13 protein-coding genes are annotated in these 13,794 nt (G+C 44.9%); 4 read left to right on the top strand and 9 right to left on the bottom strand.

The window, feature by feature from the left end; all coding sequences use genetic code 11:
- Window positions 1-118: 118 nt before the first annotated feature.
- Window positions 119-640, bottom strand: coding sequence for a GNAT family N-acetyltransferase (locus FFM74_RS10260; protein ID WP_137626544.1), 522 nt, complete (start codon window positions 638-640; stop codon window positions 119-121).
- Window positions 641-783: 143 nt separating this feature from the next.
- Here FFM74_RS10260 and FFM74_RS10265 point away from each other — a divergent pair, with 143 nt between their 5' ends.
- On the top strand, window positions 784-1,422 hold the full coding sequence (locus tag FFM74_RS10265) for an SDR family oxidoreductase (RefSeq protein WP_137626545.1): 639 nt from the start codon (window positions 784-786) through the stop codon (window positions 1,420-1,422).
- Between the two features lie 66 nt (window positions 1,423-1,488).
- On the opposite strand, the gene FFM74_RS10270 is transcribed toward FFM74_RS10265, so the two are convergent.
- The 5 genes from FFM74_RS10270 to FFM74_RS10290 all read right to left on the bottom strand — a co-directional run bounded on the left by FFM74_RS10270 (window position 1,489) and on the right by FFM74_RS10290 (window position 5,864).
- Window positions 1,489-2,160, bottom strand: coding sequence for an ABC-2 transporter permease (locus tag FFM74_RS10270; protein WP_137626546.1), 672 nt, complete (start codon window positions 2,158-2,160; stop codon window positions 1,489-1,491).
- Window positions 2,157-3,011: an ATP-binding cassette domain-containing protein gene (locus tag FFM74_RS10275; protein WP_137626547.1), complete on the bottom strand. Its 855-nt coding sequence runs from the start codon at window positions 3,009-3,011 to the stop codon at window positions 2,157-2,159. The genes FFM74_RS10270 and FFM74_RS10275 overlap by 4 nt, the downstream gene beginning before the upstream one ends.
- A 36-nt stretch (window positions 3,012-3,047) precedes the next feature.
- Window positions 3,048-3,638, bottom strand: a complete 591-nt coding sequence (locus tag FFM74_RS10280) for a TetR/AcrR family transcriptional regulator (protein WP_137626548.1) — start codon at window positions 3,636-3,638, stop codon at window positions 3,048-3,050.
- A 173-nt stretch (window positions 3,639-3,811) separates the two neighbouring features.
- Window positions 3,812-4,681 carry a 4-hydroxy-tetrahydrodipicolinate synthase gene (gene dapA / locus FFM74_RS10285; RefSeq protein ID WP_137626549.1) on the bottom strand — a complete coding sequence of 290 codons (870 nt, stop codon included), beginning with the start codon at window positions 4,679-4,681 and terminating at the stop codon, window positions 3,812-3,814.
- Window positions 4,682-4,697: 16 nt separating this feature from the next.
- Window positions 4,698-5,864 carry an aminotransferase class I/II-fold pyridoxal phosphate-dependent enzyme gene (locus FFM74_RS10290; RefSeq protein ID WP_137626550.1) on the bottom strand — a complete coding sequence of 389 codons (1,167 nt, stop codon included), beginning with the start codon at window positions 5,862-5,864 and terminating at the stop codon, window positions 4,698-4,700.
- 79 nt (window positions 5,865-5,943) lie between these two features.
- Here FFM74_RS10290 and pdxR point away from each other — a divergent pair, with 79 nt between their 5' ends.
- Entirely contained in the window at window positions 5,944-7,353 is a 1,410-nt protein-coding gene (gene pdxR / locus FFM74_RS10295) for a MocR-like pyridoxine biosynthesis transcription factor PdxR (RefSeq protein WP_137626551.1), read from the top strand.
- A 660-nt stretch (window positions 7,354-8,013) separates the two neighbouring features.
- Here the strand turns inward: pdxR and zwf are convergent.
- Together zwf and FFM74_RS10305 are read right to left on the bottom strand one after the other, a co-directional pair.
- Window positions 8,014-9,495: a glucose-6-phosphate dehydrogenase gene (gene zwf, locus FFM74_RS10300; protein WP_137626552.1), complete on the bottom strand. Its 1,482-nt coding sequence runs from the start codon at window positions 9,493-9,495 to the stop codon at window positions 8,014-8,016.
- A gap of 121 nt (window positions 9,496-9,616) precedes the next feature.
- On the bottom strand, window positions 9,617-9,970 hold the full coding sequence (locus tag FFM74_RS10305) for a hypothetical protein (protein WP_137626553.1): 354 nt from the start codon (window positions 9,968-9,970) through the stop codon (window positions 9,617-9,619).
- 275 nt (window positions 9,971-10,245) lie between these two features.
- Here FFM74_RS10305 and FFM74_RS10310 point away from each other — a divergent pair, with 275 nt between their 5' ends.
- Window positions 10,246-11,634, top strand: coding sequence for a class II fumarate hydratase (locus FFM74_RS10310; protein ID WP_137626554.1), 1,389 nt, complete (start codon window positions 10,246-10,248; stop codon window positions 11,632-11,634).
- A gap of 19 nt (window positions 11,635-11,653) precedes the next feature.
- Window positions 11,654-12,826 carry an MDR family MFS transporter gene (locus tag FFM74_RS10315; protein ID WP_137626555.1) on the top strand — a complete coding sequence of 391 codons (1,173 nt, stop codon included), beginning with the start codon at window positions 11,654-11,656 and terminating at the stop codon, window positions 12,824-12,826.
- 480 nt (window positions 12,827-13,306) lie between these two features.
- On the opposite strand, the gene nrdI is transcribed toward FFM74_RS10315, so the two are convergent.
- On the bottom strand, window positions 13,307-13,780 hold the full coding sequence (nrdI, locus tag FFM74_RS10320; RefSeq protein WP_137626556.1) for a class Ib ribonucleoside-diphosphate reductase assembly flavoprotein NrdI: 474 nt from the start codon (window positions 13,778-13,780) through the stop codon (window positions 13,307-13,309).
- Window positions 13,781-13,794 lie beyond the last annotated feature (14 nt).

The following is a 13,794-nucleotide window of genomic DNA, read 5'->3' on the forward strand; positions in this document are numbered from 1 at the left end:
CGGGGTGGAACTGGTTGCTCATATCATTTGGCTAATATGAAAAAATAAGGCTACCGTTTTTTCGCGGTGGCCTTATTTGACATTAATCATACAGTGAAAGCCGGTCTTAAAACCAACTTTAGAGCATCACTTGATAGGCATTACGTTGATCAGTTGCATCGTTGGCCATATAGACAATCCCACGATAGGCAAAGCCGGCTTTAGTGATGATATGTTGCATCCGTTTATTTAAACGGTGAGTATCGACTCGGATTTGGCGAAAACCGGCTTGGTAACTGATCGTCATTAAATTGCTAAAATAGGTATCAGCCAAGTGTTGCCCATGGTAACCACTTGCAATGGCGATGCGATGAATTGACGTATAGCTAGCGTCAGCTGCGCCTGCCCAGTTGCCTTGATAAATCTGCTGATAATTTGGATCTGCTGTTGTTAATAACGCTGCTGTTCCGGCAATTTTGCCGTCAACGATTAATAACCAAGCCCGGTTGGCGTCAATATCTTGTTGAATATCGCTGGTTGCTGGATAGGGGCCTTGCCATTGTGGAATCTGATCGGCCGATAGCGCTTGGCGACCTTGTTCAATAATGGCCATCATTGCGGGTAAATCGGTTGTCGTGGCTTGACGGACGTATTTTGTCATACAAATCCCTCTCTCGTAAAATAAATTAATGTTAATTATTATAGAACTGTTGGCGAACTGTGACAAATTGAAAAACAGATTAGTATTAATTCTATTTGGTTTAGCTTTATAATAAGACTTATCAAACACTGGGAGTGACGCAGATGAAAGTATTTGTTATTGGTGCGCATGGTCAAATTGGTAAGAAGATTGTTTCTAAATTGGTCGCGCAAGGTGATCAAGTTTTTGCTGGAATTCGTCATCCAGAACAGGCAGAAGCGTTTGAAGATGCTGGTGCACAGCCGGTCAGCTTTAATTTATTAGAACAACCAGCCGAATTGGCAGCGGCGTTCAAAGGGATGGATGCGATTGTGTTTGCTGCTGGTTCCGGTGGTCAAACTGGGTATGATATGACGCTCATGATTGATCTTGATGGGGCAGTTAAAACGATGCAAGCGGCGGAGTTAGCACAAGTTAAGCGTTATGAGATCATTAGTGCTGAATTTACCGCTGATCGAGCCAAGTGGCCAAATTCATTGAAGCCATACTATGTCGCAAAATATTATGCGGATGAATGGCTCAAGACGCGGACTCAGTTAGATTATACGATTTTACAACCTGGGACATTAGTGAATGATGCCGGTACTGGCAAGGTCACCGTTAATCCTGGCGTTGGTGGTGAAATTACCCGTGATGATGTCGCCACATTTGCGGTGAAGGCTTTAGGAACCGCGCAGACAATTGGTAAAACGATTGCGTTGATTAATGGTGAGACACCAATTAAAGACGCTGTTGAAGCATAATTAAAAAAGAATTCTTAACCGGATGAGCGGTTAGGAATTCTTTTTTGTTACGATAAAACGATTATTTTAGAAGTTTAGGTGCTTGACTGCTGCGAGACTCCGAAAATACGAGTAACCTAGGAGCAACACAACTAGACCAGTGATGACCAACAGTAAGTTTGTCGGACCATGTTGGGCGATTGCAGTGACGATATTGTTAAAACAGTTTTTCCCCCAGGTGGTCCGTTGAACACTGAGGTAGCCACCACCGATAATTGCAGCGACGAGTGCGCCGACGACGGACATGAAAGTTTGTGTCGCGGTGGGACCGTGTTTGAGCTGATAAGGCACTAAGACTAGTAGCAATGCCAGAATTAATACGCCAACTAAGTAAGCTTGTTGGAAGATACTCGTTAGGGTTAACCGCCAGTTTAGCAAGGTTGCCAGTCCCCAAGCGGTCCCAGTCATCAGTAAAATTGAAAAAGTTACTTGACCTAGTAACAGCTCATATTTTTGTTGGACGTAGGTTGTTTTAGCGACGGGCAACGTCAGTAAAAACTTTAAGCCGTGATTTTGCTGATTGGCAGTCAGGAGAGTGAGGGTCAGCATACTTAGCATAATGGCAAAGAGACTCATGCCAATCTCAATGCCCCAAGACCCAAAGCCGAACAGACAACCGGTTGCCAATAGCCAAGTGATCACCGCAGCTAAGCGTTGGCGCTTGAAAAGATAATAATCTTGTAACCATAAGCCTTTCATGCGTTAATCACCGCCTTAGTCGTTGCCGTAAATGCGAGTAATAAGTCATCAATTGTCGGCGTTTTTAGTGTCGGCAGCGCTGCAAACGCTTGGCGATCAGCGGTCAAACAGGTCACTTGATCGGCCTGTTGTCCAAGCTTGCTGAGCTTAGTCCGGTCTAACTGTGAAAAGACCGTTTGAGAGACAGAAAACAAGCCATAGTGTTGTTGAATATCACGCAGACTAGCTTGAAGTTTTAACTGGCCGTCGGTAATAATCACCGTCTGCTCAGCCAATGCTTCAATATCACTGGCAATGTGTGAACTCACCAGGATAGTTGATTCGGGATAATGTTGGTGATAATCCTGAATCAACTGAATAATAATTTGACGTGTGCCCACATCAAGTCCAGTTGTCGGTTCGTCCAAAATGAGTAGCTTGGCCGGATGTGCGAGGGCAATTAATACTTTCAGTTCGGCCTGCATGCCAGTTGAGAAGGTCTTAGTTGCTTGATTTAATGGCAAATTAAGTTGTTGGCAAGTAGCTAAGAAATCTGAACTGACGAAGGCTGGATAAAAAGCCGTTAGTAGCTGACTAATTTCGGTAATGCTAAGGGTTTCATTGAAGCCGCTATCTGGAAAAGTGGCACTAATGTTGTCCGGCCGCGCCGCTAGCCAAGTCGCGAACGGTTGTTCTTCAATCACTATCTGGCCTTGGTCGGGTGTAATCAGTCCTAAAAGCAATTTGAAGAAGGTTGATTTTCCAGCACCATTAGGCCCTAAAATCCCGCTGATTTTTCCTGTGGGAAGTGTGAGTGATAAGTTTAGTTTAAAATTCGGATAGCTTTTTTGAAGCTGATCAATGGTTAGCATGCCAACCACCTCGAAATCATAGATTTAAATTGACAACTAAGTCGTTAACTGGCCGTTCAAACCGTAAAAGAACAAGTGCGTCAAGTCTTTCAGAACGTGCTGATCGGTAATGGTCGTTTGACCTAAGTTGAAGAAGGCTTGAATGTAAATGCGAATCGCGGCAGGTGAATGCTGTTGACTAATGGCACCGCTTTGAATACCTAAATCAATAAGCTCTGACCAAAAAAGATCCAATTTGCTTAGATAGGTCGGACCAGTCTCCGGATGACCAGTCTTTCCTTGAAAGTCATCGGCGGCAAAACGAATGTAATCAGGATGTAGTTGCTGGCTCAAGCTAATTTGGGTTGTCATGATTTTCGTTAATTTGGCTTCAAAGTCCAATTGAGTGTCCCGCAAAATTGCGAGATTGGTCGCAATTCCATCATCAATATCGGCTAGGTAAACCGCATGAGCAAGTTCATTCTTGTTAGCGTAGTATTTATAAAGTGTTCGGGTTGAAACAGCAGCTTGCTGAGCAATCGTGGTGATACTAGTCGCTTGAACACCATCTTTTTTAAAAAGTTGTGCGGCTACGGTCAAGATTGCTTGTTGATGGGCTTTTGCATTTAATTCACGCTTAGTTGTCATATTTATATCCTCGATTATAATCCAAAAGTAAAATATATCAACATAAATATTTTACTTTTTATCTAAAAAACAAGTTAAGTTCATTTTAACAGTTTTTGGCAACCACGGTTATGAAAGCAAACAACAGCCCCACGACGCAATGTCGTGGGGCTGTTCTATGACGGTTATTTTATTTAGCCAAGTTGTGCCATGAGCTGTGATTGTTGTGTTGCCGTTAATGGCAAGATTGGTAAACGCGGTGAGCCAACTAAAATTTGTTTTTGGTTCAAGGCAGCTTTTACTGGTGCCGGTGAAGGGGCGCTGAACAAGGCCGCCATCTTTGGCATTAATTGGCGTTGTAACTGGCCGGCAGTCTGCCAATCACCGTGGTCAAGGTTGGCATACATGTCGGCAAGCTCGTCACCTAAAACATGACTTGCGACGGAAATCACGCCTTGGGCACCTAGCACTTTGGCCGTTAAGGCTTGTGAATCTTCGCCGGTATAAACGTTGAAGTCAGCAGGTGCGTGTTCAACGATTGCGGCCAATTCTTCCAAGGTCGTACATTGCTTCACGCCGATAATATTTGGCTGTTTGGCTAAGGTTAACACTGTCTCCACAGTCATCTTAACGACGACGCGACCAGGAATGTTATAAATCATGATTGGGAGGCCACCTTTTTTTGCAATTGCGGTGAAGTGGGCAATCATGCCGGTCTGGTCGGGTTTATTGTAAGGTGGCACCACGATCAAAGCGGCGTCGATGCCGACAATTTGACTGACACGGCGCGTGAAGGCGATGGTTGCGGCGGTATTATTAGTGCCCGTATTTGCCATGATGGGGACGCGACCGTTGACTAACGTGGCGGTCTTTTGAAATAAGGCGATTTTTTCATCATCGGTCAGTGTTGGACCTTCACCCGTGGTTCCACCGACCAAGAGTCCTTCGGTATGGTGAGCGAGCAAATAATCAATCAAGTTTGCCAAACGGTCGTTATCGACGTTACCCTGATTATCAAATGGGGTAACCATTGCCGTCATAATTGTTGCCTGTGTAAATTTCATGTTAATAACCTCCAAATTACGCTTCTTCAAAGTCAGTGAGCCAAGTTGCGAGCCGATTCATACTTTCGCGTAGCGCGGTTTGGCTGGCCGCATAACTGATTCGAAACCAGCCTTCGCCAGTTGAGCCGAACGCCGAACCGGGAATGACGGCAACTTGAGCCTCTTGGGCTAATTGCGTGGCGAAATCCCAGCTCGTCCCTTGAAATCTTGCGGGAACTTGGGCGAATAAATAAAAGGCACCACTAGGGTAGACGTAATTAATGCCAATTTCACTCAGGCGGGCGACTAAATAGTCTCGACGCTTTTGATAAATGGCGCGCATATGGGGGCCATCGTCGAAACCATTAGTTAAGGCTTCAATGCCAGCAACTTGGCTAATTGAACTCGTTGAGGTCACCAGATATTGATGCGTCTTTTTCATTTCATTGATCAATTCTTGTGGGGCCATAATGAGACCCAGACGCCAGCCAGTCATCGCATGTGATTTTGAAAAGCCATTGATGGTGATGGTCTTTTCAGGGTATAAGGTTCCTAGTGCGGTGTGAGGCTGGTCATAAGTAATTTCACTGTAAATTTCATCACTGATTACGATTAAACCAGCTTGGCGAATGACGGCCACTAGCGCCATCAGCTCTGCTTTGGAGTAAGTGACACCAGTTGGATTGGTTGGATAATTTAAAATGATGGCTTTTAACCGTTGACCAGCGTTCGCTTGAATGGTCGCCAGCAAAATCGCTGGCGTTAATTTATAACCACTGGTAGTCGTGTCAATCGGAATAATGGTTGCGTGGGCCATCGCCACGACCGGTGCATAGCTGGTGTAACTAGGTGTCGGTAATAAGACGCTGTCACCTGGATTTAAAAGTGTGAGTAACGCGGTTGCCACAGCCTCGGTTGCACCAACTGTGGCGATAATCTCACTTGGCGCGTAGGTTAGGCCGTATTTTTGATTGAAGTACTGGCTGGCCGCAACTTGTAGTTTTTGAAAGCCCATTAAGGGTGAATAATGACTGAAATCATGTTGAATCGCCTGAATACCAGCCTTTTTGATGTGTTCCGGTGTCGGTAAATCGGGTTCGCCGACCGTTAATTTGATAATATTCGGAATATCGCTGATGGCTTCATCGAAACGCCGAATCCCGGAAACTTGAATTTTTTTAATAATTTGATTGGTATCAGTCATGTTAAAACTTCCTTTCATCATGATTAATAGTTATAATAATCAATAATTGACTTGATTAAAAGTGACAGTTTCGTCAAAAATGAAAGGACAGTTGAGCGTGCCTTTGGATCGTCAGGCGACTACGCCACTCTATTTACAGTTGTACCAGCTTTTGAAAGCGAGCTATGACCCGCAAAAGTCTGCTAATCAAAAATTATGGTCGATTCGAAAACAGGCGCAGAATCTGCATGTTTCAAAAACAACGGTGGAACAAGCTTATGACCAGCTAATTGCAGAAGGCTATGTTTATACGATTCCCGGTAGTGGCTATTATTTTAATGAGCTGCAGCATTGGCCAACGTCCCCGCAACGCGCAAAGCCAGCGATGATTGCGGCATCACCCGTGTTACCAGTCAAATATGATTTTCGTTATGGTGTCACTGAACTTTTGACGCCAAGTTGGAATGGCTGGAAAAAGTCGGTGCGGGCAGCTTTGCGCCAAACGGAGGAACAGCCAGCCGCGTTGTACCCAAATGCGCAAGGCTTGCTCAAATTGCGACAACAACTAGTCACGTTTTTGCGTCAGACCCGTGGGGTACAGTGTCGAGCGGACCAAATTGTGATTACAAATGGGCCCAAATCAGGCTTAGAATTATTATTGAGTTTATTACCGGCAGGGACGGTTGGTATTGAGAATCCTGGTTACCGCGGACTAACCGCCTTAGCCGCGGGGTATGATCAGCAGACGGTTCGGATTCCAGTGACAACTGTCGGTTTGGATTTGGCCGTGCTAAAGCGAGAACGGCCGCAAGCGGTTTACACGACACCGGCGCATCAATTCCCATTAGGCTACGGTCTGCCCATCGCACAGCGCTTAGATTTGTTACAATGGGCCGCCGAAAAACGCTGCCTCATTATTGAGGATGATTACGATAGTGAGTATCGCTATGATGCCCATCCGTTGCCGGCGTTGCAGTCATTGGCGACCGCAGACCAGGTGGCCTACTTAGGAACTTTCGCCAAGGGGATTGATCCAACCTCACGAATGGGGTATGTGGTTTTACCGGAACAGTTATTAGCGCGCTATCATCAACGCTACCAATATCGTTCGGCCATGGTCGCTGGGCTTGTTCAGCAAGCGATGGTCAATTATTTTGAAAGTGGGGCCTATTATCGACACTTAAGTCGTAGTCGGTCGCTGAATCGCCAGAAGTATCAGTTATTATCAAAATTATTGTCGAAGACGACGGCGATTCAACCGATTTTGACTGGTGCTGGCCTGCATTTAGTTATCCGAATCCCGAAAATTCCGCAGGCTGATCTGATGGCGGCGTTGCAACAGCAATCAATTCGGATTTATCCATTAGACTCCAACTGGGAAAATATGCCCACGCCTGATTACTATTTGTTGGGATTTACAGCGTTAAGTTTGGCCGCGTTGAAGGTTGCCATTCCGATGTTAGTGACCACCTGTGAACAACTTGTTGCACAAATTGAAAAAAATAATTAGTGAATCTTTTTCAATTGGCTGTCACTTCCGGTTGGGACTAATAACATGCGGTCGTGGGACCGGTCCAAGCCAAGCACGTCTTGGACCTCGCCCGGAACCCTTGCAAAAAAGCGCAAGTGTGCCGGTCCGTCCGTGGCGTAACGTCGGCCAAAACCAGCCGATGTTACGCCACCATCACGACCGATGTTATCAGTCCCAACCTTCAGCTGATTAAGCTTAGCGGAGATGGAATCATTGTGTTGTGCCGAAGTCGTAGACCGTTTGGCTGGGCATCGTATAACGAACTAGTTTAAGCCGGACTATTGCTGATGTAGGCCTGTTCACGAGTCTTTTTGTACTTGCAACCTTTAGCAGATAAATTAGAATACAGTTCAAACAACATCGACACGTTGCTTGAACTGTATTTTTAGAAAGCGGCTAAAAGTTGAAAGCTGAAATTTGCGAGCAAGCTTCACTATGTTAATGATCAGTCCTTATAGATTAGTTAATGGCTGTCGCTTCCGGTTAGGATTGAATAATATATGATCAGCTATTAAGCCTGACGGAGCGCCTACCACGATTTTTGTTTTACTTTTTAGAAGATCCACAAAAAGCGTGTGCCAAAAGGTTTTTGCTTGGTAGCAAACCGCCTTTTGGCACACGCTCATTTAGTTAACTTGATTAGTTATCTTTATAAACCCATTCATTGCCATCGCGCTTCAATAACTCGTCTGAAGCGGCAGGTCCCATTGTTCCGGGACGATAGTTAGGGAAGTCCGGCGTATGTTCATCCCAGTACTTCTGGATGACGTCAACAAACTTCCATGAGTAGGCCACTTCTTGCCAATGTGTGAAGTTAGTGGCATCACCATTCAACGCATCGTGCAAGAGACGTTCGTAGGCTTCCGGACTATTTGCGGTTGCTTCAGAATCGTGGTCATAATCCAATTGAATTGGCGTAGTCGCGAAGCCTTGGCCAATGCATTTCGCATTCATGCGTAACTCAAAGCCTTCTGTCGGTTCAACGTTAATCGTTAAAACATTTGGGGCTAATTCGTTGGTTGAATCTGAGGCATTGTTATCATGATTGAAAATGTTTACGATCGGCCGTTTGAACACAACGTCAATGCGAGTGAACTTGTCGGCTAAACGTTTCCCAGTTCGAACATAAAATGGCACACCAGACCAGCGGAAATTATCAATCATGACTTTACCAGCCACGAAGGTATCCGTTGTGGATTCAGGGGAGATTTTATCTTCTGAACGGTAGTCTTTAACATCACCATCAGCGGCATATTGGCCACGAACAAAATTATCTGCAACTTCTGCTGGGGTGTAAGGACGTAAGCTCCGTAAAGCTTTCACCTTTTCGATGTTAATATCATTTTCAGTAAATTCAACCGGTTGATCCATCGTCAATAGGCTGAGAATTTGTAAGATGTGATTTTGGACCATATCACGTAACGCACCGCTGTTGTCATAATAAACCGCGCGTTCTTCAACACCAAGTTTTTCACTGAGCGTAATCTGAACGTTTGAAATATAGCGGTTATTCCACAGCGATTCCCAGATATTATTGCCAAAACGAATTGCAGAAATATTTTGAATCATTTCTTTGCCCAGATAATGATCAATCCGATAAACTTGGTTTTCATCAAAGGTCGCCGTAAGCTCATCATTAAGTACCTTGGCACTTTCGTAATCGTGACCAAAAGGTTTTTCGATGATGACGCGATTGAAGCCGTTGTCGGTCAAGATGTTTTCTGATTTCAAATGTTGAGCAATCGTGCCAAAAAAGTTTGGCGCCATTGCGAGATAGAAAATCCGATTCCCTTGTAAGCCATATTGGGCATCCAGCGTTTCTGATAAACGCTTTAAGGTGACATAGTGTTGGGCATCCGTGACGTCATGTGATTGATAATAAAAATGACTCGCGAACGCTTTAACAGTTGCGGCATCAGCCTTTAAACTTGCCAGTGAATCCGCAATGATTTCGTGATAATGTTCATCGGTCCAAGGCCGTCTTGCAGTGCCAATGACCGCAAAATGATCTTGCAAGTACCCTTTTTGATAAAGTTTAAATAACGAAGGGTAGAGCTTACGTTGGGCTAGATCCCCAGTACCACCAAAAATGGTGAACAAGGCAATTTTTTCTTTACTCATCAATTTCACTTCTTTACTAGAATATAAAATACGGTGTTTAGTTAGAATTTAAGTCAAAATTGTAAAAGCTACTATTACTAATATTAAGCAATTTCAAACAGCGGTCAATTATAACGCACTCTTAATGCTTGGCAGGTTTGTCCGTTGGAAATTGGCGTCTGAGTTCTCGCTCGGTGGCGACGTTTTGTAAGATCAGGGCGACCGCCAATCCCATCGCTTGTAAATTGATACTTTGAAGCCAGTGAACGTTGAACAGGCCACCCCAAACAGCGCCAACTAATAAAATCGTGAACAATTCGATCCCAAACAGCGTATAAACATGTTGGGCGTATTGCCAAGTTTCATCATTTTTGATTGCTCGCCGTGACATGTAGCCGGCTAATGAGCGCATTTTGGGCATCCGAACCCGTTGAAAGATCCAGATCAGCAAAATGACTAAAAAGCCTGGCGCTAAACCAAAACTAGTTGTTGCCATTGCGCACCTCGCCATTCATTAAATTAGCACTGCCTGACAGCGCTTAAAATTATTATAGCAATCATCACACGAGCATGTCGACATTAGGTTTATGAAAATGATAATTTTTTAATTGCTTTCCTTCAGTTACTAATTAATTTAACCGGGAATCGAAATGAATCAGTCGGTATTATTTTGGCCGCTTTACTAGGCCGGCGCGGATGGTCGGAGTATACTAAGAAATAATGTTTACCAGATTAGCTTAAAAAATAAGCCATAAGGGGAGAAACTTGATAATGACAACATTTCGTGAAGAAACAGATACATTAGGCGCTGTGCAAATTCCAGCAACGGCGCTCTGGGGTGCCCAGACAGAACGCAGTCGGCACAATTTTCCCAACGGTCCCTTAATGCCGGTGGCGGTCATTCGGGCGCTATTGCAAATTAAACAAGCTGCGGCAGAAGTGAATCAAGAGCTTGAAACCTTGTCGCCGGCGAAGTCGATTGTGATTAGCCAGGCAGTTCGGCAATTATTAGCATTGGATGATGAACACTTGATGGCTGATTTTCCATTGCATGTTTATCAGACTGGTTCGGGGACGCAAACAAATATGAACGTTAATGAAGTCTTAGCGCATGTTGCGGCTAAAATTTCCCCAGAAACGCCGGTCTTGCCGAATGATGATATTAATCAATCGCAAAGTTCCAATGACACTTTTCCAACGGCGATGGCGATTGCGGCGTCACTGGCACTAAAACCCGTGATCACCGAAACGCAGGCGTTAATCGCCGCGTTAACGGTGAAGGAAAAGAAGTATTGGCGGACGGTCAAAATTGGGCGCACTCATTTGCAAGACGCCACGCCGTTGACATTTGGCCAAGAGGTGAGTGGCTGGATCAGCATGTTGCAGCATGACTGTGATTACTTAATGCAATTAGCGCCCACCTTACTGGAATTACCGCTTGGTGGGACGGCAGTTGGGACTGGCTTGAATACGCAACCAGACTTTGCTAACAAGGCGATTGCACTGTTAGCCGGAACTTATCAGCTTGACTTTGTGCCAACCCCAAATAACTTTGCTGGCTTAGCAGCACACTCAGGTTTGACTGTCGTGCATGGCGCACTGAAAACCTTGGCGATGGATTTAGTTAAAATTGGGAATGATATTCGATTTTTAGCCAGCGGTCCGCGTGCCGGTTACGGCGAGTTAACGATTCCGGCGAATGAACCAGGTTCCTCGATTATGCCCGGCAAAGTGAATCCAACCCAGATTGAAGCTTTGACGATGGCAGCGGCACGGGTGCTGGGAAATGACACCACGATTGGTTTTGCCGCTAGTCAAGGAAACTTTGAAATGAATGTCTATAAGCCGGTTATCATTGACGCTTTCTTGGAATCAACCACGCTGTTGAGCGGAACTGTGGCTGGTTTGTCAACCAAGTTAGTGGCTGGCTTGACGGTCAATAAAACGCGGATGCGTGAGCTGGTGGATCAATCGTTGATGACGGTCACGGCGCTATCACCGCATATTGGCTACCATCATGCGGCTGAAATTGCACAATTGGCTGAAAAAGATGAGAGCACGTTACGCGTCGCCGCACTCAAGAGTGGTTATGTGACTGCGACTGATTTTGATCATTGGGTTGACCCGTTAAAGATGACGAACATTGAACGGCAAGACTAGAAAAATTTAGGTGAAATGAATGCAAAAGGAAGTTCGGCTGCGGTGGCTATTGTTAGCAAATTTGCTCAATAATGCCGGCGCAGCATTTATGTGGCCGTTAACAACGGTCTACATGCACAATTATTTGAAGCAAACTTTGACATTTTCGGGGATTGTTTTATTTTGTATGTCGCTGGCGATGATTCTCGGTAATTATGTCGGTGGCCGGTTGTTTGATCATTGGCAGCCGTATTGGACCGCTATTTTAGGTGTGATGATATCAACGATCACCTTAGCCGCACTGATTTTTTGGCACAGCTTGATCCCATATGCCGCTGGGCTAATCATTGTTGGCTTTGGTGATGGAATCAGTATGACAGTCGTTAATGCTTATGCCGCCACCGTGACTACCAAATCCAACCGGTATGTCTTTAATATGCTTTATCTCGCCTTGAACGTTGGGGTCGTGATTGGGACTTTGTTGGTGGGGTATCTGCTTGATTTAGGCATCAGTGTCGTCTTTATGGTGACAACAGCTTGTTACATTGGACTATTGGCCATTGTCCTGACCACTTTCAATGTTGGGCTTGCCAGCAGTCAGCCGGCAGAAAAAACCACTGGTACGGTTGTGACTGACACGACTTCAAAGCGAAAGCGCCAATTAATTTGGCTCATTTGTTTGATGATTTTTACCATTTATTTGAGTTATGCCTTATGGGAAAGCTTATTATCTGTTCATATGACAAATTTGGGTATTCCATTCCGGCGGTATAGCGAAGTTTGGACGATTAATGGCTTATTAATTATTTTGAGTCAACCAGTGGTCACGTTATTCAACGAGCGATTTAAAATTGGCTCCCAAGTGGCCTTCGGAATTACCTTGTTTGCTTTGTCGTTCTTAGGACTAGTCTTTGCGCGTCAGTATATTGATTTTATTATTATCATGGTGGTCTTAACGATTGGGGAGGTTATCGGCCTGCCAATTGTGCCAGCGTGGGTTGATGATATGGCAGCGCCAGAACAACGGGGCAAGTACCAAGGGCGTTTTAACATGGCACTTGCGATGGGGCGCGCGGTTGGACCACTATTTGGTGGGATGATGGTTGCGCAGTTCTCTTATTCAGTGCTATTCATTGTCGTGACGGTGATGATGTTAGTCACGTTAGGAATTGTGTTGATTCGTGCGCGGCATGAAAAATTATTAAATGGCTAAAAGTTGCAAGACTAAAAAGAGGCGTGAGCAGAACTAGTAACAGTCATTCCGAAACTAAGCTCGTGGTGAGCGCTCCGTCAGTCAGAATCGTTGTGCCATGCGGGGCAGCCGCAGCCAAAGGACGGTCTGCGACTTCGATTCCAAGCCGATAACCCACGTCTTAGAATCGCCCGGTAAGATTAGGCGGCCAAGAACACCGGCTAATCTTACTGACACGGCACAACGGTTCTGCCTGTCTTCACTAAGCCTAATTTGGCTCGCCCGGAAGTAGCTGCTGTTAATTAATCTGTATGGGCTGGTATTGACATAATAGTACTTAAGATTCTGTTTGTGATTTTAAGTTAAATGCCTAAAAAAACGTTTTGAGATTGTTGATTGTGGCAATTTCGAAACGTTTTTTGTCTGAATTTAAAGCTTGAAGGCTGTCAATACTTCAAAAATTGGGCAAAAAAAACGAGCGATAAGCGCTCGCTTGCTGAGTTAGTCTGTTAGTGCCGCTAACCGTTCTTTCATGACGTTGTAGATTCGTTCTGTGTCAACGGAAGTGCCGCGTAATTCGTAATCGGCAATGAAGTCCGTGTCTAATTGTTCGGCATAACGACGCGCCGTTAAACAGTATTGGTCGTTAAAGTTCCGATTGCCACTCCCAACAACACCTAAACAGTAGTCGGGGTTTTGATCGTAATTTAAATATTCGCCAAGCACATTGGTCATCAACTCGGTGACACCATTATCAATGCCGTTACCACCGTTTAAATAGGTGGGGACAAAGGCAAAATAGGGTTTTGTTTCAATTTCAAAGTCGGATTGTTCCGTAATTTCTTTTAAAGTGATTAGGGGATTGGTTTCATCCGCTGCGTGCTGTGTCTTGGCATAATCTTGCATGCCAGTGACAAAGGAGCGGGTGTTACCTTCAATCGAAATATAAATAATATTGATGTTGGTTTCGCTCACAACTGGTTCCTCAT

It is taken from the genome of Lactiplantibacillus pingfangensis (assembly GCF_005404945.1).
Classification (GTDB): domain Bacteria; phylum Bacillota; class Bacilli; order Lactobacillales; family Lactobacillaceae; genus Lactiplantibacillus; species Lactiplantibacillus pingfangensis.